The following is a 24,596-nucleotide window of genomic DNA, read 5'->3' on the forward strand; positions in this document are numbered from 1 at the left end:
ATTAATAAATGCAGAAAGTATGCCAACCTTATTTTTGTTATAAAAAATAACAATTTATCGTTATTTTATAATTTTCATTAAAAATTTTTGCTTTGCGATGATACGAAAAAGAGCTTCTATGAATTTTGCTTGCTCCATAATTCAGCAAATTAAAAAGGCATAAGCAAATTGGCTTCTAAACTGTGCATTATTACTTTTATAAATCTTCAATATCTAGGTTATTCGTTTCGTTTTAATAAACCTGACAATTCTTCAAAATCCTGTTGGATCGCTTGCGCAGCTTGATTCTCCATTATTCTAAATTTTTTTAAGATCGTTTGACCGAATTCAGTTACGACTGCACCACCACCATGCGTTCCGCCCGTTTGAGTCTCAACGAGTGCTGTGTCGAAACATTGGTTCATGGTATCTACAAGCTGCCATGCGCGTCGATAACTCATGTTCATCGACTTTGCTGCTTGAGAAATAGAACCTGTGCATTGAATTGCTTCTAATAACTCAGCTTTACCTGGACCAAATGCAATCTCATCATTAGACAATATTCGAACATGTAGTTTTAAACGAGGTTTTGACATTGATTTAAACTCAAAGAATAGATGACACATTGCGCGTCATCTATTCTAAATAATACGATTTAGAAATGAATCACTGTACGAATCGATTTACCTTCGTGCATTAAGTCAAATGCTTCATTGATATTTTCCAATGGCATAGTATGCGTTACGAATGGTTCAAGTTGAATTTCACCCTTCATTGCATCTTCAACCATTTTTGGCAATTGTGTACGTCCTTTAACGCCACCAAATGCTGTACCCATCCATTTACGACCAGTCACTAACTGGAATGGACGTGTTGATATTTCTTGGCCAGCACCAGCAACACCGATAATCACAGATTGCCCCCAACCACGATGTGCGCATTCTAAAGCTGAACGCATAACGTTGGTATTTCCGATACATTCAAATGAATGATCTACACCCCAACCTGTCATTTCAACAATCACTTGTTGGATTGGTTGATCATAATCTTTTGGATTTAAGCAATCTGTTGCGCCAAATTGTTTTGCAAGTTCAAACTTTTCAGGGTTGGTGTCAACCACAATAATTCGTCCTGCTTTGGCTTGACGAGCACCTTGCACAACTGCAAGACCGATACCGCCTAAACCAAATACAGCAACACTATCACCCTCTTGTACTTTAGCTGTGTTGTGTACCGCACCAATACCTGTCGTTACACCACAGCCCAACAAACACACTTGTTCGTGATTGGCTTCTGGATTGATTTTGGCCAAAGATACTTCAGCAACAACCGTATATTCACTAAAAGTAGAACAGCCCATGTAGTGATAGATCGGTTGACCATTATAAGAAAAGCGTGTTGTACCATCAGGCATCACACCTTTACCCTGAGTTGCACGTACAGCAACACAAAGGTTAGTTTTACCTGACTTACAGAATAAACACTCTTTACACTCTGCCGTATATAGTGGAATGACATGGTCACCAACAGCAACACTGGTTACACCTTCACCGACCTGCACAACGACACCTGCACCTTCATGTCCCAATACAGCTGGAAAAACACCTTCTGGATCATCACCAGATAAAGTAAAAGCATCCGTATGGCATACACCAGTATGACTAATCTTAATGAGGACTTCACCTGCTTTAGGTGGTTCAACATCAAGTTCTACGATTTGTAATGGTTCACCAGCGGCAAAAGCAACGGCTGCACGAGATTTAATCACGATGACACTCCTGAATTTTACTTTAAATAAGATTTAAGAATTTTACTGACCTGAGTTAGCTCTTGACTGCGTTGCAACTCTGAAGATTCACCGACAACCAATGTATCTTTTAAATGAATTTCGAGAAGTTCAGTCATCAAACCATTTAATGCTCCACGAACTGCACAGATTTGCTGCAAAATATCAGCACATTCTGTGTCATTTTCCAAAGCTCGCTCAACACTTTGAACTTGACCTTGAATTCGTTTTACACGTGTGAGAATCTTTTTTTTATCCTCTATCTGTTTAGGCATAATGTCGACCACATTAAATCTAAAAATATACTATACACCAGTATAGTAATTTGTCTCAATATTTATTGATTTATATACTTTAATATTCTATTCATTTAGCTCTAACAACCTTATTTAGTTAGTTGAATTAAAACCATAAGTCATTGATTAAATTAATAATTACATTTAACCCTTGGAAACAAAAAGCGTTTAGATATATAACAAAATCAATCACATGCAAATTGCTATTGGATTCATACGCTTGATAAATAAAATGATAAACAATTCATACCATTTCAAGATTACAACGCTTGTTATCATATTAGGAATAAGTGGCTGTTCATTGCCTCCCAATCAAATCCATGATCGGAGTAAATCCTTGCAAACAAAAACAAAATGGATGAATGATCCTCAAGCCGATCTTAATATTGAAAACGGTTTAACGGCTTTTTTAGCATTAGATGATGCCTTTTTAAGTATTGCCTCGCGTATTCATCTCATTCGAAATGCAAAACATCATCTCGATTTACAATATTACATTTGGAATGACGATGCCATTGGTAACTTGATGCTGCATGAATTGCTTAATGCAGCTGATCGAGGCGTTAAAGTTAGATTGTTAATCGATGATCAGAATGGCGTTAAACTCGATAAAACCTTGAAAGCCCTTTCACAACATCCAAATTTTGAAATTCGAATTTTCAATCCATATAAATTTAGACATTTACGTTTTATTGACTATTTTTTTAGACTAAATCGTATCAATCATCGTATGCACAATAAATTAACGATTGCCGATGCTTCTATTGCAGTAACAGGTGGTCGTAACATTAGTAGTGAATATTTTGAGGCAAGTGATCAGTTCCAGTTTAGTGATATGGACATTCTCTTCTACGGCAAAGCTGTAGATCGTGCTGAACAAGTGTTTGAAGAATTCTGGAATGATCCTCTCAGTTATTCAACAGAACAACTTTTGGGTGATGGTAAACCGCAACAATTGGAAAGTTTGAAACTAACCTATCAAGCTTTGGATGAAGTGAATACACCTACAGAAGAAAAATTAGAGGCCGCTCAAGATTATTTAAAAATTCGTCTGCAGAACTACCCTATTCAATGGGCAAAGGCACATTTTGTAGCAGATCATCCCAATAAAGCCTTGGGAAAAGCAAAAGATCAGGAATTATTGTATTCCCAAGTTTTAAAAATCATGGGCAAACCTGCACAGCATATGGAGCTTGTTTCTGCTTATTTTGTTCCAACACACCGTGGTACCCAATATCTCAGTGAGCTTTCTCAGAATGGCATCAAAGTAAGAGTTTTAACCAATAGTTTGGTGGCAAATGATGTCGCTGTTGTGCATTCTTTTTATAGTAAATACCGTAAACCATTATTAAAAAATGATATACAACTCTATGAATTTAAGCCAAATATTGAACGCAATAAACGAACGTGGTACGAAATTGCTACTGGTAGCGTAATTCCTAAAAAAGGTAAAAACCGCTCTAGCTTACACGCCAAGTTTTTTGATGTTGATGGTAAAGTTTTTATCGGCTCATTTAATTTTGACCCTCGCTCTGCTCATATAAATACTGAAGTTGGCTTAGTGGTTGAGTCAGATCATTTACAAGATCAAATTACAGCTTTGCTTGATCAACATTTATTACAAGTCGCTTACCAACTTAAACTTGATGAAAATGGCAATATTGTTTGGTATGAACATAGATCAGATGGTGAAGTGATAAAACATGATCATGATCCTGAAAGCACGAAATTTCAGCGTTTTACCATGCACTTTGTGTCTTATTTTCCAGTGGAATGGATGATGTAAATTAAATTAGATATGTATCAATTCCTACCGAACTCAACTCATATTGTAGACCTGAAGCTAAAGAAATCAATGTGAGTGTTCCACAAAAAGGAGGAGTTCCACTAGTTAATATCCCACTAAATAATTTCAACTTAACTCCATCGGTGTAACCTCTTTCATTAATAATTGCAAACAATGATCCAATCTCTAAGCCTTTTAAATTAGAAAGGCTATTAAATTCTTTATACTCTTCAAAATTGATCTCTAATTTACTTTTAAGGATTAATTCAATTTCATCAAATTCTCGATTTACTTGAAAGACCCAAAGCTTAAAATCAATTTCAATCATTAATTGTTCTATAGAAAATGAGTTGTCTTCACTATTTCCATCTCTATCTATATAAATATTATTGATCCTTCTGATACCACTTTCATTCTGTATAGCCTCAAAAACATTACTATGAATCATACTTATATTCCTTTTATTTTATAGTAGTAGCTTATAATCATGATTGGTCATTTTCATAACAACCAACTACACCAAACCAATCCGCTCAAAAAAATGCTGATAAGCTTCTGCTTTTTTCTCTAAAGCCAATGGATATGCACGCGATGAAGATGGTAAACGGTATAAATTAAGTTCACAACTCTCAAAATGGACTTGTACCGACTGACCAATCATGGGCTTATTACTCTGCTCAGGAAAATTTAGCATCAATGTATCGGTAGCTTTATCTCCTGTTGTCATAATGGTATGACATTTCGGAATCTGTTTAAGCAATTGAGTCAGGTTAGTTGGTGTGACGATCTCTAAGAACTTATCTGATGCATTACCTTGTAGACGTTTTACTTGGAACGCCGTATCAAATATCCCCACACCAATTTCAGTCAAAAATTCACGAATTTTTTGCTCTTGAAAATTTTTATTGGTTAAATCTAAAAAATAATTTTTATCTTTAAAAAAGATTAAACCAAATATTCGCCACATGTCATTTTGGTAATTTGGATAATAAAAGTCCATTTTCCAACGACTTTGAGGTGGAGGAAAACTTCCCAACATTAACAACTTTGCATTGGAAGGCAAAAATGGCTTTAATGGATGTGTTTCTACTTCGATCAAAATCTTTAAACCTCAATTATAACCATGTCAAAAGATCGGGATTTTGTGACTTAATAAACTGATGTTCATTCATACTGAAAAGTTGTAGTTCATCATTTAACAGCTTTAAAGTTGTGATACTCGTATTTGCAATCGACCAGCTTAAAGCAAAAGTACGTTGTACATTTAACTCAAGTAATTTGCCCACAATCACTGAAATAACTCCAGCAGAAGTAAATACAATAGCTTCTTTTGCTTGAGTGTTTTGCAATTCAGTACATAAATTTTGTAATGCAACTTCTACACGAGTTTTGAATACAATCCATGACTCGTCATATTCATGATGATAGGATTCATCTGTCCAACGCTGTATCGCTTGATCAAAAATTTGTGCTAAATAAGTTCTTGGATCTATTTCGTTATGAATCTCTTGTTTCAATAACTCTGGCTGTTCAAATTTAGGCTCATAACGTGAAAAAATTTGTTGATGATTAAACTCATTCCACAAAGCACTAGTTTGATAATTAGCCTGAGGAAAACACTCATTTAATGCGATTTGAGTTGTTTGTTGGTGACGTTGCATTGCTCCAGAAATAATCAGTGGCTGTTCAGTTATCGTTTTTTTAAAGTACTGCCCTAAGATTTTGGCTTGAGCTTCTCCATTTTCTGAAAGCTCATCATAATTTGTTTTGCCAAAAGAAGCTTGACCATGTCTGACTAAATAGATTGTGGTCATTAAATTACCTTATAATATTACCAGTTCTAAAATGAGATGTATTTGTAGCATAGCTTTTTTATTGAAGACAAAGATTTTTTGTTTAAGTTCTTATATTTTGGTTTCTTAATAATGAGATTTATATTTGTTCTTGGTAATAAAGAGGTATCCAAAAGATCTAAAATTAAAACTTAATCTTGCTTAGGCTATTTTAGAAATATAAAAATGCCATTCCGCAAAATGACATTTATTAAAAAACTAGTGCTTAAAATAGTTAAAAGGCAATTTCAGATAACGAATACCATTCGGCTCGGGTTCAGGAAAACGACCAGCATCCATATTGATTTGAATGGATGGCAAAATCAATTTTGGCATGGATAGCGTTGCATCTCTAGCATTACGCATGCGAACAAAATCTTGCTTTTGAGTATTCACATTAAGATGAATATTTGTCTGTTTTTGCGCTGCAATGCTGGTTTCAGATTGATATTCATTTCGTCCGATCGGCTTATAGTCATGGCACAAGAAAACTCGCATCTGGTCAGGTAATTGATAAAGCTTATGCACTGACTCAAATAAAATATCCGCACTGCCCTTCGGAAAATCACAACGTGCAGTTCCATAATCGGGCATAAACAACGTATCTCCAACAAAAACTGCATCACCAATGACATAACTTAGACACGCAGGCGTATGTCCTGGCGTCGGAATGTTATACGCATCTAGATCACCAATTTTAAAATGCTCATGATCTTTAAAAAGATAGTCAAATGTTTGATGGCTATTCAACGTTTTAATATCAATATTATAAATTGCGCTAAATGTTTCTTGAACAATACTAATCTTTTCGCTCATGGCAATCTTTCCACCAAGTTGCGATTTTAGATATTGAGATGCTGTGAGATGATCCGCATGGACATGTGTTTCTAAAATCCACTCAGTTTTAAGCTGATTTTCTTGAATAAACTTAATAATATGATCAGCGCTGTGTGTCGATGTTGAAGCTGATGCTGGATCATAATCCAACACACTATCTATAATGGCGCATTGTAATGTCTGTGGATCACTGACCACATAGCTAAAAGTATTGGTGTTTTCATCAAAGAAAGCTTTAACTTGAGGATGTTGCATGTTTACGCTCCTATCGTTCAGCCCACAAACGGTGAATAAAAATACCCAGTAACATTGAAGCGATAAAATACCAAGCTTCAGAATAACCTAAACCAATTAAAGTAATTGCTGGTGCTGGACAAATCCCTGCAATCCCCCAACCTACACCAAATATGACTGCTCCTAAAATCAACTTTTTGTCGATTTGGGTATTTGTAGGTAAAGAAATTTTTTCACCAAACAAAGTTTTAGGATTACGGATTGCTTTTTGGAATGGAATGATCGCGATTGCAATTGCGCCAACCATCACAAACATTAAACTAATATCCCACTGACCGAAAATATCTAAAAATCCTAGAACTTTTTCTGGATTCGACATGCCCGAGATCATTAAACCTAGAGCAAATAAGCTACCAAAGATAAAAGCGAATACATTTTTCATATTACCGCTCCTAAAACATGACGAATCACATACACAGTCACAATGCCAGCAAGCATAAATGTCATCGTTGCAATCACTGAGCGTATTGATAGACGACTCATACCACAGATACCATGCCCACTGGTACAGCCTGAACCTAAACGTGTACCAAAGCCAACTAAAAGACCTGCGATGATCAAGCTAAATGGAGCTGCATTAATCTTAATTTCAGGTTGTACAAACAATCCATAAAAAAATGGCGTGAGAAATAATCCAAGCAAGAACCACAATGCTGGATTCGCTAAAAGTGATTTTGGTTGTAATACTTGTGCAAGTAGACCACTAATACCCGCAATCCGACCATTCACATAGAGGTAGCCTACGACTGCGATTCCAAGGATTCCACCACCGATTAAAGCTGAGATGATGCTAGACATATGCTTTGCTCAAAACATTATATGTTTTTATAATATATTATTAAGTATAATCATTAAAGCTATTTATTCATTTTGATACAAATTATTCAAACTCTGAAAGAACTTTATCTGCAAACCATATTGGAAATTCAGTAACCACTTGATTTAATTTTAATATTTCTGCATGTTCTATTTCAGCTAAAAAAGCAGCTTTTTGTCCATCAGATGAATTATCAAATAAAAATGCTCTGTCTGTAACTTCTACCGCCTGCATAAGTAAATCCATACTTCTAAAATATCGATCACGAATTTTCTGTTCTGGTACAGGATGCCCGCCTGTGCTTACTCGATATTTAACTCGAGCAATATTAATCTCAGGATCTACAGTAGAGACAAAATATAAGTATGTTTTAAATCCTTGAGCTTGTGCTTCTTTCAAGAACTCGACTTTACTGATATGAGACATCACGGTCTCAAAAGTAAAGCTTATTTTTAATCTTAGAAACTCTAAACGAATAAAATCAATAATTCGAGCCGCTAAATATGAATCAACATCTTGATGACCAAAACGTATTTTCTTTTCACTTATTTGCTGAGGTTCTTGACTAAGTAAAGCAAATGTACTGTGGTTTAATTTTTTCTTCTTACTTCGTAAAAACTCAAGCAGTTTTAGTGGCTCAAGGTGATTATGGTAGCTCTCTAAATCTAAAACTTGTGTTTGATTTAAAACTTTTTCTAATTCATCTGCATTTAAATATGCCCCGATATGTCGGGGCAATAGATAGTCTTTTATTGTACTCTTACCAGAACCATTTGGCCCAGCAAACATACGAATACGAGGTTGTCGCATTTATTATATAACAGCCTGTTTTCTCTTACGCTTAAGTACTTTTTGAGTTGCTGTAATCGACGTATATGCCGCAGAAATATCTTTAATCACATTAATCTTACCAGAAGGTAACTTCTCAATTAATTGATGATCTTTTGCGAAAACGACAGTAGAAGATTCACTAGCTTGCTTAAAAGCATCACGAAATGCTTGAACAGCAAGATTTGGAAGATTATCTTCTTCTTGCATTGTCATTTGCATGTTTGTAAAAGCTGTCATTTGTGAACCCTCCGCATTATTGCGTTGTATCGTTATACTAACATAACTGCGAATTTTGTCTAATTTTACAGCATCAGTTAACGTACTAAATCTTCAATTCCAATCAATGTCGGTAATCTCTCAATTAACTTATTCAACTCAGCATTTGCTGGAGAAATACAACCTTGATAATGGCTTAAACGCGTAATAGTACCATCTGGGCGTTTCCACCAAAAATAAGCACTAGGTTGATCAGTAGCAGTTTGCACACAACCTGTTGTTTTGACATTCGCACCAGTTTCAGGACGATATGTCTTAAGTTCCTGTTGGAGCTTTTTATAAACAGAAAGATCAACTGTAAGATCTTGAGTACCAATAACTTTCGTATATTGCTTACCATCAAAGTGCACAGCCCCAGATGGCGAAACCTCTACAGAATAAATTGGGCAAGCGCCAAAACAAGGACTAGAAGAATAACGTATAGTTTCTTGCATGGTATCTTGTGGTTGGTCGGGTGTCGTTGCACAGCCGACTAAAGAAAATGTAAAAAGACCTGCAAGTAATAATTTTTTCATTTGTTGATCCGTTATAAAGTATGTTATTCAAATTTAACAAATAGTGAAATAGTTGTCATTTATATTGATGTTAAAAGCTTTAATTTTCAACTTATTTATCTGCGATACTATGGTTGATATGACCTGTATTTACGCTTTAACTATGGATTTTGCGACTGAAGAATTAAACGAGCAAGCTCTAAATCATCACTATAAGTAATTTTAATATTATCAGAACGACCTTGTACAACTTGTACGAGTTCATTTACATATTCAAGAGCGCTTGCTTCATCAGTAATTAAAACATTGTCTGCCAAAGCAGTTTCAATTGCAGATTTTAATGTTTTTAATTTAGCCATTTGAGGCGTTTGAGCTTGCCATAATAAGTCACGGCTTACGGTCTTTGCAATCAGATTATTGCTTTGAACCAATTTCAAAGTATCACGAACAGGTATTGCTAAAATAGAACTTTGATCTGCATTAATCGCAGATACAACCAATTGCTCTAAATTCTGCTGAGTTATGCAAGGTCTTGCTGCATCATGAACAAGTACCCAATCATCATCTGCCGCTATTTCAGATAAATAGATTAAGGCATTTAAAACCGAATGAACACGCTCCTTTCCACCTAAACAAAAATGTACTTTGTTTTGATTTTGAAAAGAGAGCGCTTTTGCAAAGTTATCTTGTTCGCCTATTGCAAGCACGCAACCAGCTAGATCAAGAGAGTTAAGGCGATTAACTGTATGTTCAAGTACAGTCTGATCGTTAATATATTGGTATTGCTTTAATTCTGTTTTAGAAAAACGACTGCCAGAACCTGCTGCTGGTACAACCGCCCACAGTTTAGTCTGGGTTTTCATTCGTCGCTGTATCTACTTTTGCATTTGGATCAATATAAATTGGCTTGTAATGCGTGCTAATTGTGCTCATTTGAACAAAAGTTTCATTAGGTTTAACTAAACCTAAATCAAGACGAGCATGTTCTTCAATCGCTTCTGTGCCATTTTTTAAGTCAAAAACTTCGGCCGCTAAAATACGATTTCGCTCTTTAAGCTCAGTATTTATTTCTGATTGTTGGGTAATTTGCTGCGTAAGCGCTTGGTGAGCAAGATAGCCTCCCTCACCAAACCAAAATTGGTACTGTAAGCTTGTAACCAATGCGATTACAAGCAACAGAATCAACTTACTTGAAGTAGATCGAAACATCTCTATCATGAAAAACTCTCTACATCTTTCTCAAAGGAAGATTATCCGCAAATTCTATAGGATTATGAATTTGCAGAGTTTCTCTCTTTTGTAAAGAAAGATGATCAAAAGTATTCAACATAGATAAATTGACCTTATTTTAGACCTTTGAATTCAGCCTTACCGCGGTAAGCTGCTTTCGTTAATTCTTCAATACGAAGCAATTGGTTATATTTCGCAACACGGTCAGAACGGCAAAGTGAACCAGTCTTAATTTGACCCGCTGCTGTACCAACAGCTAAATCAGCAATTGTTGAATCTTCTGTCTCACCAGAACGATGAGAGATTACAGTCGAATAACCATTTGCTTTAGCAAGGTAAATTGCATCTAAGGTTTCGCTTAATGTACCAATTTGGTTGTATTTGATAAGGATAGAGTTACCTACTTTCTCATCAATACCACGTTGTAAAATCTTAGGATTCGTCACGAATAAATCATCGCCAACCAATTGGATTTTATCGCCAAGAATTGATGTTAAGTAGCTCCAACCTTCCCAATCAGACTCATCAAGACCATCTTCAATTGAGATAATAGGATATTGATTTACAAGCCCAGCTAAATAATCAGCAAATTGATGGCTTGTAAATGCACGGTTACCTTCACCTTCTAAAACGTACTGGCCATTTTTATAGAATTCTGAAGACGCGCAGTCTAAAGCAAGCATCATATCTGAACCAGCTTTATAACCAGTCAACTCAATCGCTTGAAGAATAACTTGAATAGCTTCTTCGTTAGAACGTAAGTTCGGTGCGAAACCACCCTCATCACCAACTGCAGTATTTAAACCTTGTTTTTTAAGTACAGATTTCAAAGCATGGAAAACTTCTGCACCTGAGCGTAATGCTTCAGCAAATGAAGTAAAACCTACAGGCTCAATCATGAACTCTTGAATATCAACAGTGTTATCAGCGTGTTCACCACCGTTTAAGATGTTCATCATTGGAACAGGCATAGTCAAAGTTGTTTGACCACGTAAGTTTGCAATGTATTGGAACAATGGAAGTTTTTTTTCAGATGCCGCAGCACGAGCAGCAGCCAAAGATACTGCTAAAGTTGCATTTGCACCTAATTTCTCTTTGTTTTCAGTACCATCCAATGCAATCATTTTGTCATCAAGCAATTTTTGCTCAAAAACATTTTGACCAACAAGTAATTCATGAATTGAACTATTTACATTTTGAACAGCAGTACGAACGCCTTTACCTAGGTAACGAGATTTATCACCGTCACGAAGTTCTAAAGCTTCACGAGAACCAGTTGAAGCACCAGATGGTGCACATGCACGACCAACAACACCAGATTCTAAAATTACGTCTGCTTCGATGGTTGGGTTACCACGAGAATCCAAAATTTCGCGTGCACGAATGTCAACGATTTGGCTCATGAACAATTCCTCTGTTGATTGAATAACAAGATGCAAATAGCTGCATCAATGAGTGTCTAACTTTTTGAATCCTTTAACTAAAGTATCCAATTCTTTTAATTGTGCCAAGAAAGGCTCAAGCTGTGATAAGCGTAAAGCACAAGGCCCATCACATTTCGCTTTTTCAGGATCTGGATGTGCTTCTAAGAACAAACCAGCAAGTCCAGTCGCCATACCAGCACGAGCTAAAGTCGTAATTTGAGCACGACGACCACCTGCTGAATCAGCACGACCACCTGGTGTTTGTAATGCATGAGTCACATCAAAGAATACAGGAACATTCATTTCTTTCATGATATCGAAGCCGAGCATATCAACAACTAAGTTGTTATAACCAAATGCTGAGCCACGTTCACAAAGGATAAGCTTGTCATTTCCAGCCTCTAAACATTTATGCAAGATATGACGCATTTCATGTGGAGCTAAAAATTGTGCTTTTTTAATATTGATGATGGCTTGAGTTTTCGCCATTGCTTCAACTAAATCAGTCTGACGACTTAGAAATGCTGGAAGCTGAATGATGTCAGCTACCTCAGCAACTGGCGCAGCTTGATGTGGTTCATGTACATCAGTAATGATTGGAACATTAAATTGTTTTTTAATATCCGCAAGCCATTCAATCCCTTTTTCTAAACCCGGTCCACGGAAAGAAGTTAAGCTTGAACGGTTCGCTTTATCAAAACTTGCCTTGAACACGTAAGGGATTTCTAAGCGTTTGCAAATATCAATATAAGTTTCAGCAATTTCAAATGCTAAATCTTTTGACTCGAGTACGTTCATTCCGCCAAATAATACAAATGGCAAATGATTTGCCATTTGTATATCGCCTAAACGTACAACTTCTTGTGGTTTTAATTGTGACATTTAAACTTTCCCAGTTTATTTAAAGAACTGCCTTATTTACCTTGTTTGTGCTGTTTTTTTGCAGCGTCAATGAAAGCAGCAAATAATGGATGTCCATCTCGTGGTGAACTTGTAAATTCTGGATGGAATTGTACAGCAATAAACCAAGGATGTTCAGGAATTTCTACAGTTTCAACTAAATGCTGTACTGAAGAATAACCTGAAATTTTCATACCCGCTTCTTCAAGCGTAGGAATGAAACGATCATTCATTTCATAACGATGGCGATGGCGTTCAGTAATTTCAGCTTTACCATAAACTTCGCGTGTTTTCGTGCCTTCAACAAGTTCAGACTTTTGAGCACCTAAACGCATCGTTCCGCCTAAGTCTGATTCAAGACTACGCTGTTGTAATTCGCCACGTTCATCTAACCATTCAGTAATTAAGCCAATTAATGGAGACTTTGTAGAACGATTAAACTCAGTAGAACTTGCTTCTGGAATACCAGCAACATTACGAGCATATTCAATTACAGCCAATTGCATGCCTAAACAAATACCTAAGAAAGGAATCTTGTTTTCACGAGCATATTGGATCGCACGCATTTTCCCTTCGGTACCACGCTCACCAAAACCACCCGGTACAAGAATTGCATCAGCCGTACTCAAAACATTGATGTCTTGTTGTTCTAGATCTTCAGCATTGACGTAGTCAATTTGAACTTTAACGCGATTTTGAATACCTGCATGTAAAAGCGCTTCATTGACAGATTTATATGCATCTGGCAATTCAACGTATTTACCAACCATCGCAACGCGAACGGTATATTCAGGATTTAATAATGCTTCTACCACATTGTCCCAATCTTCAAGATTTGCTTCAGAAAGATCATTAAAACCAAAACGTTCACAAATTAAATCGTCAACCTTTTGTTCGGAGAAGTTACGAGGAATTTGATAAATTGTTTTTGCATCTTTACATACAACAACTGCACGCGCTTCAACATTCGTAAACAATGCAATTTTACGTTTTGTATCAGCATCTACATCATATTCTGTACGGCAGATCAAAATATCTGGTTGAATACCAATAGAAAGAAGTTCTTTTACAGAATGTTGTGTAGGTTTAGTTTTTAACTCAGCAGCAGATTTAATATATGGCAATAAAGTTAAATGCATAAGCATTGTACGTTTATGACCTAATTCAACCATTAACTGACGTACTGATTCCATAAATGGAAGTGATTCAATATCACCTACAGTACCACCAATCTCTACGATCGCAACGTCATAACCTTCACCCGCGCGAAGTACACGTTCTTTAATATTATCTGTGATATGTGGAATAACTTGAACAGTTCCACCAAGATAGTCACCGCGACGCTCTTTATTTAAAACGTCTTGATATACACGACCACTTGTAAAGTTATTCAACTTAGTCATTTTTGCACGACGTAAGAAACGTTCGTAATATCCCAAATCTAAGTCAGTTTCAGCACCATCCTCTGTGACGAAAACTTCACCGTGCTGAAATGGGCTCATGGTACCTGGATCGACATTAATGTATGGATCCATTTTTACCATAGTGACTTTTAAGCCACGAGCTTCCAAAAGTGCAGCAACAGAAGCAGCAGAAATACCTTTACCTAGTGATGAAACAACACCACCAGTGACAAAAATAAAATGGGTCATTGAGTTTCTCGTACAATCGAGCCGAAATCGGCCTACAATGTTGGGCAATTTTACTGTACTCTGCCCCTATAAAGCAAAGTCAAACCGCATCAATTCAAAGAACTATAAACAACTGGTTATTCTATCAGCATTTTCGATAAAAATTTATGGGATTTGTGGAATTTTCATACTTAATTTAGTTTTCTCTAACCCAAAATACTGAATCTGTCAGAAAATAACCTATGAAATGAACTATTCGAAGCTTCTTTAAAAAAGAAAATTGGTTAAGCGTTTATAAAATATCAACAAACTGAATAATGATCAGTGATTCACTCTAATAATTTTACTGCTATAATTCCGCTGTCCTAATTTAATATGTTGTTTTGGCAATGGCGAATAAAAAACTTTTAATTTGTGCAGCACTTGCAGCAGGTCTTTTATTGACGGCTTGTGTGAAAAAAGAAGAACCTAAAAACGAAGAGCAGCAAGAACAGGCGACTGAGACTCAAGAAACTCAACAACCTGAACCAGAAAAAGCTCAAGAGTTTCAAGCTTTAGAAAGCGCAGATACACAAGAGTCTCCTGCTCCTGTAATTGAAACAACTCGTGAAGAAACTGAAAACACAACGACTGAAATTCGTCGTGAAACTCGTCCAGCACAAACTTCTAATGAAACAGCTACTCAAGAAACTCCACGTACTGAACAGCCAAAACCAGCCAAAGTAGAACAACCTGTAAAAACTCAAAGCTCTACTGGTCCATCTCAAACTGAAGATGATGCTGTAGCTGCTGCTATTGCGGCAGCAACACCTGCTTTAAATAATTAATCTATTCATTAGATTGAAAAGCCAGTTGCCTCCAACTGGCTTTTTTATTCACTCATTCTCTTAACTTGTACTTTTAAAGAAGTCTGCAATTAAACGCGAAGCCCAAGATTTAGCACTAAAGCTTTCGTAAAAACCACAATGACTGCCTTTTTTCGTCGTTACAACTGCAATATTATCCATCTGCTGAATCGCATCTTTATAAGGTTCTAAATTTTTAATTGAACACACAGGATCATCTTCAGCATTTAGAATCATCAACGGAATTTTGATATTCTCAAAAACATAGATTGGATTTATAGCTTGGCAATAACTCTGATAATCTTGATACCCTGCCATTTCAAAATAAACTTTTTCAAATTCCTCTAAATTCGTAGTTGCAAGAACTTTCTCAATTGAAGAAACCTGATTCCACATATCTTGATAAGGTTGAATAAAATATTTGAATAACTTTTTAGTCATCATTTTGCTATAAAACGGGTGAACATTTTTAAATCCAATTTCCGTGTTGTAACCGGGACACATCGCAAAAGCTGCTTTGAAAGGTGTGTCACAGCCTTGTTCTCCCAAGTACCGAACCAATAATCCAGTTCCCGCAGAAGAGCCAACCGCATATAGTTCTGTTTGAGGGAATAAACTTTGAATATGCAGTAACTGTTCCCGAAGATCACTCGTCGATCCGAACAAGGAAATACGCGGGACAGGCATAGGTAAACCTGCATGACCACGGCGTAAACAGAGTGCGATACGCCATCCTGTATATTCATGTAAATCTTTGACAAGCTCACGCATACTTTCAGGTGTTCCCGTAATTGTATGCATGATCACCACTGTTGGAGTCTCTGCTGGTAAATCATATCCATACCAAGCAATCGCAGTGATACCTCCATCCTGCATCGTTAATTGATCAACACGATCATATTCAAGCTTTATAGTTTTCTTTCGAATCACATCAAAATAAAGTAAATGAAGATGGGTATTACTCAACCACGGCGTTGGGCGATATTTTTCTCGTAATTGGGGTAGCTTTTCGAGTGTATTTTTAATTTTTCCTTTTGGGTCATAATACATTTTGGGTTGTTCAGCACCAACAACTGCATCAAATAATTCTGAACCTAATACTTTAATTTTATTTAAAGCTGAAATACCCATAACCGATCACTACCTTTAACGATAAGTAAATGTTTCTCGCACTAAAAATGCGACTTTTTGCCCCCAAATTGCGTAAATTTCTTTACTCGGATGAAAACCATCACTTGCCATAGGCAAATCTAATGCCTGAAACTCTTTTATATCATATTGGATAAATTTAAATTTATCCTGCGGCATTAACCATTGTTGTAATACTTGGTTCATTTGCGCTGCATATTTTCCAAACAACCATGCCAAAGGATTAGGCAAAGCAGGAAAATGTTGCATTGGTGGCACACCAGACACAATGATTAATTTTGGTTTAAAGCGGTTTTGTATATCTGCAAACAATTGTTTTTGTTGTTTTAACCATGATCTCGCTGAAGTGAATTTCGTAACATCATTCACTCCTATTGATGTAATGACAATATCGTACTGCTGATCACTTATTTGTTTAGCTGTCTGAATCACTTGTTGTGTCGTATTACCTGTTTGCGCTTGTAACTTCCACGTCAAAGTAAATTCATTGCCAAGTTCTGTAATGATCGCACCGGATAAAGCATCTTGTTGCGTTTCTACCCCAACACCTGCTGCGGCAGAATCACCAATAATAAGCAATGAAAGTGGTTTTCCACTGCCTACTACTCCTTCTCTATCACCACTTGCTTCTGGAAGACGTGGCGTATTTTTACGGACTTTGATTCCTTGTATAGCAACAATAGGAAGTAACGCAAATGTCGTAATTTTTAACCACATCTTCAAACCTCAACTTACTTAGGCTATTTGGTGTTTTTATGCATCCGCTTGATATTGAGCAAATCGAGCGCCCATTTGCTCTGCAAGAGCAGCCAATCCACTCATTGGACGAATCATCACTTCAAAATCAATAATTTTACCTTGTTCATTAAATTTGATCATATCGATTCCCTTTAATGACTTACCACTGACATTGGCACTAAACTCAAGCACCACATTTTCACCGTCTTCAGTATAGAACTCACGGTGATAGATAAAATCCTGAAACACCTGAATCACATTTGTGAGAATAAAGAAAACAACATGTTTCCCTTCATAAGGCTTATATGCCACTGGTGAACGAAACACGACATCTTCTGCTAATAAATCATTTAAGCTTGTCAAATCACGAGTATTAATCATCTCATGCCATTGTTCTAAAGAATGTTTCGTTGTTGCGAGTGTCATTGTTATATTCCTTTGTAAATTATGCTGTGATTTATATATTTAAGGGCATTCCTCTTTGGAAGAATGCCCTTAATTGAGTTATACGACTGCTGCTAATTCTGCGCCTTGGCGAATCGCACGTTTTGCATCTAGCTCACCCGCTTCTTTCGCACCACCGATCAGATGTACATTCTTCCCATCTGCTTTGAGTTGGTCGTACATTGCTGTATATGATTCTTGTCCTGCACAAATTACGACATTATCTACTTCGAGTATGTGTGTTTGGCCGTCAACCGTAATATGCAAACCTTGATCATCAACTTTGTCATAGCTAGCGCCTGCAATCATTTTCACATCACGATGTTTCAAGCCAGTGCGATGAATCCAACCCGTCGTTTTACCTAAACTAGCACCAACCGCAGCGGTTTTGCGCTGTAAAAGGTAAATTTCACGCTCTGATTTTTCAAGCTCAGCAGGTTTTAAACCACCCACATTTTCATATGATGTATCAATACCCCATTCATCATAGAATTTTTGTGGGTTCAAGCTACCACTATCACCTTCATGCGTTAAGTATTCCGCAGTATCGAAACCAATACCACCCGCACCAATAATTGCGACACGCTTACCTACAGGCACACGCTCTCTTAATACTTGGATATAGCTCAATACTTTTGGATGATCAATACCTTCAAACTGTAATTGGCGAGGTGTAACACCTGTTGCAACGACGATGTCATCATAGTTTGCTTGACTCAACTCTTCATAAGTCGCGGTGTGGTTCAGTACGAGCTCAATATTCGGTTGTAATTCAATTTGACGTTTGAAGTAGCGTAAAGTCTCATAAAATTCTTCTTTACCAGGAATCGTTTTCGCAATGTTAAATTGGCCACCAATCTGATTGCTTGAATCAAATACTTTTACTTTATGACCACGACTTGCAGCATAGGTTGCAAAGCTCAAACCAGCTGGTCCCGCACCAATCACCGCAATATTTTTTGCTGTGTTTGCTTCTTTAAAAATAAGCTCAGTTTCATAACATGCGCGCGGATTCACTAAACAAGTTGCAATTTTCATAGAGAAAATATGATCTAAACATGCTTGATTGCAACCAATACATGTATTGATTTCATCACTACGGCCTTCACTAGCTTTTAATACAAATTCAGCATCTGCTAACATTGGGCGTGCCATTGAAATCATATCAGCATGACCTGATGCTAAAACATGCTCAGCCATTTCAGGTGTATTGATACGATTCGATGTAATCAGTGGAATAGAAACTGTACCTTTTAGCTTCTCAGTCACCCAAGTAAATGCTGCACGAGGTACTTTAGTCGCAATCGTTGGGATGCGTGCTTCATGCCAGCCAATCCCTGTGTTAATGATCGTTGCACCTGCTTTTTCAATTTCTTTAGCAAGTTGAATAACTTCTTCTAAACTTGAACCACCCTCAACCAAGTCAAGCATCGATAGACGATAGATAATAATGAAGTTCTCACCAACTAATGCACGGGTACGCTTTACAATTTCAATCGGAAAACGAATACGGTTTTCATAGCTACCACCCCACTCATCATCACGGTGATTGGTACGTGCAGCAATAAATTCATTAATTAGATAGCCTTCTGAACCCATGATTTCGACACCATCATAGCCAGCGTATTGAGCAAGCTTGGCACAGTTAGCAAAATCATCAATTGTTTGTTGTACTTCCGCTGAACTTAACGCTTTAGGTTTTATTGGGTTAATTGGTGCTTGGATAGCAGATGGTGCAACGTTATTTGCTTGATAAGAATAACGACCCGTATGCAGGATTTGCATAGCAATCTTACCACCAGCGTCATGTACCGCCTTGGTAATCACTTTATGTTTTTCAGCTTCCTCGATCGAATCTAATTTTGTACCGTGCGAAAAAACAACGCCATCATCATTTGGAGAAACACCGCCCGTTACAATTAAACCCACATCACCTTTTGCACGTTCAGCATAAAATGCTGCCATACGATCATATCCTTGCGGTGCTTCTTCTAAACCAATATGCATAGACCCCATAAGCACACGGTTTTTTAAAGTCGTAAAGCCTAAATCAAGTGGCTTTAATAAATGTGGGTAAGCTGACATGTTTTCTCCTTTGGCTAGCAATCTGCTTGCTAATGCAACTTGTTGCATAAAGTTATAAACAAGATTTGATTTTTATGCAACATATTGCATAATTCTAATGAGTCATTTTTATTACGGAATATTATGTCACTTGCCCATGTTTTATTGACAAGCTTATTAGAAAAGCCAAGTACTGGTTTTGAATTAGCTCGTCGCTTTGACCGTTCAATGGGCTTCTTTTGGAATGCGACTCATCAGCAAATCTATCGGGAACTCAATGGAATGCTGAAAAAAGGATGGATTTCTACACTAGAAGAACAAGCTGCGAATAGCCGAAAAAAGACCTACCAAGTCGAACAACTCGGCAGAATACAACTCGCTTCATGGATTGAACAACAAAGTGAACCTGCGCAACTGCGCGATGACCTTATGGTTAGATTAAGAGCTGAAGCTCAACTCGGTGGTAACAATATTTTACCTGAACTTGAGCGTCATCTTGAGCTACATAAGGAAAAATTAAGCTTATACCAAGCAATTCATGATAAAGATTTTAAGAATCATGAACCGACTAATCGCATCCTCTTTATCCATAAAATGATCCTTGAACTCGGTATCATTAAAGAAAATGAATGGATAAAATGGTTAGAACAAATGATTCCTCAACTCAAGAAATTTGAGCAATCAGACAAAATTGGAGAATAATAATGCCGTTTTACACTATGCCTGACCAAGAAAAACTTTTTGTACGTCGTGTTGGCGAAGGTGAACCTGTACTCGTATTGTCAGGACTTGGTATGCATAGTTGGCAATGGCTACCTTTCCTATTTGCAAATCGTAAGCAATATGAGTTTATTATTCCCGATTGGCGTGGTTTTGGTGGCTCAAAGAACTGCGCCATTCCTGAAATGAATGCCATTTCAAGCCATTGGAATGATATAAATGCATTGATCAAACAATTAAAATTAGATCAATTCATCTTAATGGGCTATTCCATGGGCGCAACGACCGCGATGCATGGTATGAAACATGGCAACCTAGCAAGTAAGTTAAAAGCCTATCTACATATTGACCAAACACCCAAAATCGCAGTTGATGATTCTTGGCAATATGGCTTATTTGGACATAAACAACCTCAATTTAAAAAGCTACTCCTCGACATACAAACACTTCTGCTAAATTATAAATACGCTCAGAAGTTAGAGGATTTGCCAGATGATATCCGCTATAAGCTAGTAAGTTTATGGGCAGGATTCATTGAATTTCAGAGCAGCAACAATTACAGCCCTAAGATTTTCAAACTCGCATTAAATCGTCCGTTCTTGCAAAAGTATTTACTTCCCATTCAACGCCTAGATTACTTACTTTGGTATGTAGAGAACTATTTAAATCACGATGAAGATTATCGTGAAGCAATCAGTCATGTTGATTGCCCAACGACCTTCTTTATTGGTCGTGAATCTACGCTTTACCCTGAAACAGGACAAACACTGATTGCGAACTCGTTAAGCAATGCAACAGCCGTTTACTTTGAGCGTTCAGGGCACACACCTCTAATTACAGAACCAAGAAAATTCAGCCAAGAAATTGGACATTTCCTTAATGCTCAGTCCAAACATGCTGCCTAAATCAACATAGATATAAAAAAGCCAATCTCAATGATTGGCTTTTTTATATACTTTTATACTTTTGATCTCATCTGCTCAGCAATATCCAATAAAGCTTGTGCTGTTTTATCCCAGCCTAGGCAGCCATCAGTTACAGATTGACCATAGGTCATATCACATGAAATCTTTTGATTTCCATCTACTAAATGACTTTCTATCATTACACCACGAACTTTTGACTCCGCACGCTCATCGATGATTTGTTGCAAAACTTTTGGTTGTAATAACGGATCTTTACCGCTATTTCCATGACTACAATCAATCACCAAAGCAGGCATATGTTTATGTTTGAAATGCATCGCCTGAATTGAGGCTAAATCATAATTTGTTCCGTGATTTGAGCCACGTAAAATTAAATGTGGTAATGGATTACCATTGCTATGAAGGATCGCAGGTAAACCTTGTTGTGTCATACCTAAAAATTGATGTCCATTTAATGCGGACTGAATCGCATCTAAAGCAATCTGAATAGAACCATCTGTACCATTTTTGAAGCCGATACTGTACGGCATATGGCTTGCAATCTCACGATGAATCTGAGACTCACTGGTTCTCGCTCCAATAGCGCCCCAAGCTAATAGATCATCGAAGTAGCCTGTTGCCATCGGACTAAGAATTTCACTCGCAATCGGCAAGCCTTTCTCAATAAGCTGTAAATAAAGCTGACGTGATTTTTCTAAACCAAGTTGTAAATCTGATGATCCATCTAAATTCGGATCGTATAAAAAACCTTTCCAACCTACCGTGGTACGTGGTTTTTCAATATATGCACGCATCACGAGGAAAATTTGATCTTTGACTTGTTCTTGTAATTTTTGTAGCCGATCAGCATATTCAAGCACTGCAACTGGATCATGTATTGAACATGGTCCTGTTATCACCATTAAACGATGATCATGTCCAGATAAAATATTATGAATCGTCTGACGATGTTTTGAAATTTGCTGCGCTAAAGTGGCAGACAAGGGATACTGCGCTTTGAGTTGTGATGGCAAGCTAAGCATTGATTCTTTTGAATGAGTTTCTGGTTGTGTCAAAGCAGTATTTAAAGCGTTCATTATTCATTTCCTTTGGACTGACCTTTTTCGCAGTCCAGATCATTTATTTGAGCAATAGGGATCTAAGCAATAATTGATGTTGGCTAAAGTAGAACCAATAAAAACTGCTAAAATATGACTTATTAAATTTATACATGGTATTTCTCCTAAAGTAATGATTGTTAGAGCATAAAAAAACCTGATCGGTGTTGCCGATCAGGTATTAACTGGTTGGGCAACCTTTCCGATGCCCGAAACGCGTCAGGCAACTAAATATATTGCCAAAAATAAAAATATGCGTTTGTGTTTACAGTATGCTTTAACATGTTTATTTCGAATATCTAAAAAACTGTTCCTAAGTATTAAATTACGCACTATTTCCTCGTTTGACAAGCACTTTTTATATTTTTTTAAACATAGCTTCAAAATAAGAAGAATTGACCTCAGAACATTTAGCTCATAAAATAGGGGAAAAATACACCAATTTGAGATTATACCAATGAAGTAAGTTCTATTTTTTAACATCAAATACCCTTTCTTTTTTGATGTGCAAAATAGGCTTATCTATCTTTTAGTAATTTCTATTCTAAAAACTAATTCTTATTATTCTATTTTGCATATCCTGTTTTTATGAGGTTTTCTTATGACCCAACAGGCATGTATTATTTCCAACTTAACGCTTGATTTTCCACAACAAAAAATTTTTGACAACATTTCTTTCCAATTACCTTTAAATTCATTTTCAGGCCTAGTTGGAAAAAATGGACAAGGTAAATCCTTGCTCATGTCTATATTACATTTGCAGAAGAAAAGTGAGGTTGCTTATTCTGGTGAAATCTTGTGGCAATGTCCTCATCAACATCTCACTCAACTACAGCGAATTAAAGAAAGCACAATTGCCCAAGCTTTAAATATTCATGAATTATATTTTTGTTTTGAACGTATAAAGCAAGGCATTGCTTCATTTTCAGATTATGATCAAGTTGAAAATCTCTGGCATTTACCTGTTCATTGGCAACAACTGCTAGAAAGCGCAAATTTACCGATTGACCTTGATACTCGTATTCAAGATTTGAGCGAAGGACAAAAAACCAAACTGGCACTATGCCGTTTATTTCTTCTTAAAGATCATTATTTACTTTTAGATGAACCAAGCAATCATTTAGATACTCAAGGGCGTAACTGGTTAATTGATCAAATGAGTCAGCACCTAACTGGCGGGCTAATTATTAGCCATGATCGACAACTTTTAGATCAGGTACAGGGTATTTTTGCTTTAAATCAGCTAGATTTACACTACTACGGTGGGAACTATTCACACTATCAGCAACAACATCTACTACAGGTTGAAGCTCTATCAAAGGCTGTGCATCAAGAAAAAAGAGAAATTAGAGCGCTTAAAGAACAGCAACATCAAAACCAAATGAAAGCACAAAAACGGAAAAAAACAGGTGAAAAATTAAGGGCCTCAGGCTCTCAAGCGCCTATCTTATTAGATGCAAAAAAAGAACAAGCTGAGCAATCGCTTTCTCATTTACGCAACCAGCAAATCAAGCGACTAGCAGATGCAAAAGATAACTTAATGCAAAAACAATCTCAACTTGAACATTTAAAATCACAGTCTTTTGAGTTTAACCATATCACCGAAAAAACAGGAGAAATCTTACGTTGCCAAGATTTAACACTTGATTTTAATCTTTCTATATCAATCAATTTTGCAGTGAATGCTTCAGAAAAAATTCATATACAAGGTGAAAATGGAATAGGTAAATCTACCTTATTGAAGACAATTCAAGGTCTTATTAAGTCTCATGATGGCAAAATGTACTGTAATGTACAAACAGCTTATCTCGATCAAAACTTATCTTTTTTAGCTGGTGAAATTTCTGCAACAGAATATTTAAAGACTATCAATGCAAATCTAACAGAACAGCAAATACGAACATCGCTTGGCAACATGAAAATTCGTAGAGACAAAGCACTTATACCATTAAAAAATTTAAGTGGTGGAGAACGCTTAAAAGTCGCTTTACTGGCTTTAAAATTTCAGCATGTGGAGCTTCTGCTTTTAGATGAACCTGAAAATCATCTGGATATTGAATCTAGAGAGTTATTAGCACACGCAATTAAGCACTTTAATGGTTCTGTACTACTGGTATCTCACGATGATTCATTTATTGACGCATGTGAAATCACGAATTCATATCATTTAAAATAGTTTTTAATTGAATAATGAAGCATT

27 protein-coding genes are annotated in these 24,596 nt (G+C 36.6%); 5 read left to right on the plus strand and 22 right to left on the minus strand.

From position 1 onward, the window contains the following. Nucleotides 1–218: 218 nt before the first annotated feature. Genes IO68_RS20900 through IO68_RS20910 form a run of 3 tightly spaced genes read right to left on the minus strand, consistent with a single transcriptional unit; the run spans nt 219 to nt 2,040 of the window. A complete protein-coding gene (locus IO68_RS20900; protein ID WP_023012813.1) occupies nt 219–575 on the minus strand; it encodes a winged helix-turn-helix domain-containing protein in 357 nt (118 codons plus the stop codon). Between the two features lie 59 nt (nt 576–634). Then, nucleotides 635–1,744, minus strand: coding sequence for an S-(hydroxymethyl)glutathione dehydrogenase/class III alcohol dehydrogenase (locus IO68_RS20905; RefSeq protein WP_026094101.1), 1,110 nt, complete (start codon nt 1,742–1,744; stop codon nt 635–637). A gap of 20 nt (nt 1,745–1,764) precedes the next feature. After that, a complete protein-coding gene (locus IO68_RS20910) occupies nt 1,765–2,040 on the minus strand; it encodes a metal/formaldehyde-sensitive transcriptional repressor (protein ID WP_007483111.1) in 276 nt (91 codons plus the stop codon). 298 nt (nt 2,041–2,338) lie between these two features. On the opposite strand from IO68_RS20910, the gene IO68_RS20915 reads away from it, so the two are divergent. Beyond that, on the plus strand, nt 2,339–3,847 hold the full coding sequence (locus IO68_RS20915; protein ID WP_031234705.1) for a phospholipase D family protein: 1,509 nt from the start codon (nt 2,339–2,341) through the stop codon (nt 3,845–3,847). Between the two features lies 1 nt (nt 3,848). Here IO68_RS20915 and IO68_RS20920 read toward each other — a convergent pair whose 3' ends face one another. The 14 genes from IO68_RS20920 to IO68_RS20985 all read right to left on the minus strand — a co-directional run bounded on the left by IO68_RS20920 (nt 3,849) and on the right by IO68_RS20985 (nt 14,434). Beyond that, on the minus strand, nt 3,849–4,295 hold the full coding sequence (locus IO68_RS20920) for a DUF6334 family protein (RefSeq protein WP_023012815.1): 447 nt from the start codon (nt 4,293–4,295) through the stop codon (nt 3,849–3,851). 66 nt (nt 4,296–4,361) lie between these two features. Further along, nucleotides 4,362–4,946 (minus strand): uracil-DNA glycosylase family protein, encoded by a 585-nt coding sequence (locus IO68_RS20925; protein ID WP_023012816.1) that lies wholly within the window; start codon nt 4,944–4,946, stop codon nt 4,362–4,364. Between the two features lie 16 nt (nt 4,947–4,962). Further along, complete coding sequence (locus IO68_RS20930) at nt 4,963–5,661, minus strand: histidine phosphatase family protein (protein ID WP_023012817.1); 699 nt, start codon at nt 5,659–5,661, stop codon at nt 4,963–4,965. Nucleotides 5,662–5,898: 237 nt separating this feature from the next. Beyond that, the gene (locus tag IO68_RS20935) at nt 5,899–6,771 is read right to left on the minus strand and encodes an MBL fold metallo-hydrolase (RefSeq protein WP_023012818.1); all 873 of its coding nucleotides are present in this window, start codon (nt 6,769–6,771) and stop codon (nt 5,899–5,901) included. Between the two features lie 10 nt (nt 6,772–6,781). Further along, nucleotides 6,782–7,192 carry a DUF6691 family protein gene (locus tag IO68_RS20940; protein ID WP_023012819.1) on the minus strand — a complete coding sequence of 137 codons (411 nt, stop codon included), beginning with the start codon at nt 7,190–7,192 and terminating at the stop codon, nt 6,782–6,784. Next, nucleotides 7,189–7,608: a YeeE/YedE family protein gene (locus IO68_RS20945; RefSeq protein ID WP_023012820.1), complete on the minus strand. Its 420-nt coding sequence runs from the start codon at nt 7,606–7,608 to the stop codon at nt 7,189–7,191. The genes IO68_RS20940 and IO68_RS20945 overlap by 4 nt, the downstream gene beginning before the upstream one ends. 82 nt (nt 7,609–7,690) lie before the next feature. After that, nucleotides 7,691–8,437 carry a zeta toxin gene (locus tag IO68_RS20950; protein WP_023012821.1) on the minus strand — a complete coding sequence of 249 codons (747 nt, stop codon included), beginning with the start codon at nt 8,435–8,437 and terminating at the stop codon, nt 7,691–7,693. A gap of 3 nt (nt 8,438–8,440) precedes the next feature. After that, entirely contained in the window at nt 8,441–8,695 is a 255-nt protein-coding gene (locus tag IO68_RS20955) for a hypothetical protein (RefSeq protein WP_007483090.1), read from the minus strand. 77 nt (nt 8,696–8,772) lie between these two features. After that, entirely contained in the window at nt 8,773–9,249 is a 477-nt protein-coding gene (locus IO68_RS20960) for a DUF6438 domain-containing protein (protein WP_023012822.1), read from the minus strand. Between the two features lie 140 nt (nt 9,250–9,389). Continuing rightward, a complete protein-coding gene (gene ispD, locus IO68_RS20965; protein WP_023012823.1) occupies nt 9,390–10,091 on the minus strand; it encodes a 2-C-methyl-D-erythritol 4-phosphate cytidylyltransferase in 702 nt (233 codons plus the stop codon). Next, on the minus strand, nt 10,075–10,446 hold the full coding sequence (ftsB, locus tag IO68_RS20970) for a cell division protein FtsB (protein WP_004879733.1): 372 nt from the start codon (nt 10,444–10,446) through the stop codon (nt 10,075–10,077). The genes ispD and ftsB overlap by 17 nt, the downstream gene beginning before the upstream one ends. Nucleotides 10,447–10,571: 125 nt before the next feature. Further along, nucleotides 10,572–11,861: a phosphopyruvate hydratase gene (eno, locus tag IO68_RS20975; RefSeq protein WP_023012824.1), complete on the minus strand. Its 1,290-nt coding sequence runs from the start codon at nt 11,859–11,861 to the stop codon at nt 10,572–10,574. Between the two features lie 45 nt (nt 11,862–11,906). Continuing rightward, nucleotides 11,907–12,764, minus strand: a complete 858-nt coding sequence (gene kdsA / locus IO68_RS20980; RefSeq protein WP_007483084.1) for a 3-deoxy-8-phosphooctulonate synthase — start codon at nt 12,762–12,764, stop codon at nt 11,907–11,909. Between the two features lie 32 nt (nt 12,765–12,796). Further along, entirely contained in the window at nt 12,797–14,434 is a 1,638-nt protein-coding gene (locus tag IO68_RS20985) for a CTP synthase (protein ID WP_023012825.1), read from the minus strand. Between the two features lie 368 nt (nt 14,435–14,802). On the opposite strand from IO68_RS20985, the gene IO68_RS20990 reads away from it, so the two are divergent. Then, the gene (locus IO68_RS20990; RefSeq protein WP_019384535.1) at nt 14,803–15,240 is read left to right on the plus strand and encodes a hypothetical protein; all 438 of its coding nucleotides are present in this window, start codon (nt 14,803–14,805) and stop codon (nt 15,238–15,240) included. 60 nt (nt 15,241–15,300) lie between these two features. On the opposite strand, the gene IO68_RS20995 is transcribed toward IO68_RS20990, so the two are convergent. From IO68_RS20995 to IO68_RS21010, 4 genes are all read right to left on the minus strand, one after another. Then, nucleotides 15,301–16,389, minus strand: a complete 1,089-nt coding sequence (locus IO68_RS20995) for a YheT family hydrolase (protein ID WP_019384534.1) — start codon at nt 16,387–16,389, stop codon at nt 15,301–15,303. Between the two features lie 15 nt (nt 16,390–16,404). Continuing rightward, nucleotides 16,405–17,124 (minus strand): SGNH/GDSL hydrolase family protein, encoded by a 720-nt coding sequence (locus IO68_RS21000; protein ID WP_023012826.1) that lies wholly within the window; start codon nt 17,122–17,124, stop codon nt 16,405–16,407. Nucleotides 17,125–17,160: 36 nt separating this feature from the next. Then, complete coding sequence (locus IO68_RS21005) at nt 17,161–17,571, minus strand: nuclear transport factor 2 family protein (protein ID WP_023012827.1); 411 nt, start codon at nt 17,569–17,571, stop codon at nt 17,161–17,163. A 78-nt stretch (nt 17,572–17,649) separates the two neighbouring features. Next, entirely contained in the window at nt 17,650–19,674 is a 2,025-nt protein-coding gene (locus IO68_RS21010) for an NADPH-dependent 2,4-dienoyl-CoA reductase (RefSeq protein ID WP_023012828.1), read from the minus strand. Between the two features lie 123 nt (nt 19,675–19,797). Between IO68_RS21010 and IO68_RS21015 the strand changes: the two genes are divergently transcribed. Continuing rightward, on the plus strand, nt 19,798–20,355 hold the full coding sequence (locus IO68_RS21015; protein ID WP_023012829.1) for a PadR family transcriptional regulator: 558 nt from the start codon (nt 19,798–19,800) through the stop codon (nt 20,353–20,355). Nucleotides 20,356–20,357: 2 nt separating this feature from the next. Then, nucleotides 20,358–21,278, plus strand: coding sequence for an alpha/beta fold hydrolase (locus IO68_RS21020; RefSeq protein WP_031234706.1), 921 nt, complete (start codon nt 20,358–20,360; stop codon nt 21,276–21,278). Between the two features lie 53 nt (nt 21,279–21,331). Here IO68_RS21020 and IO68_RS21025 read toward each other — a convergent pair whose 3' ends face one another. Further along, on the minus strand, nt 21,332–22,375 hold the full coding sequence (locus IO68_RS21025) for a 3-deoxy-7-phosphoheptulonate synthase (protein WP_023012831.1): 1,044 nt from the start codon (nt 22,373–22,375) through the stop codon (nt 21,332–21,334). A 622-nt stretch (nt 22,376–22,997) separates the two neighbouring features. On the opposite strand from IO68_RS21025, the gene IO68_RS21030 reads away from it, so the two are divergent. Next, nucleotides 22,998–24,572: an ATP-binding cassette domain-containing protein gene (locus IO68_RS21030; RefSeq protein ID WP_023012832.1), complete on the plus strand. Its 1,575-nt coding sequence runs from the start codon at nt 22,998–23,000 to the stop codon at nt 24,570–24,572. Nucleotides 24,573–24,596 lie beyond the last annotated feature (24 nt).

This window comes from Acinetobacter sp. COS3 (genome assembly GCF_000475335.1).
Lineage (GTDB): Bacteria > Pseudomonadota > Gammaproteobacteria > Pseudomonadales > Moraxellaceae > Acinetobacter > Acinetobacter venetianus.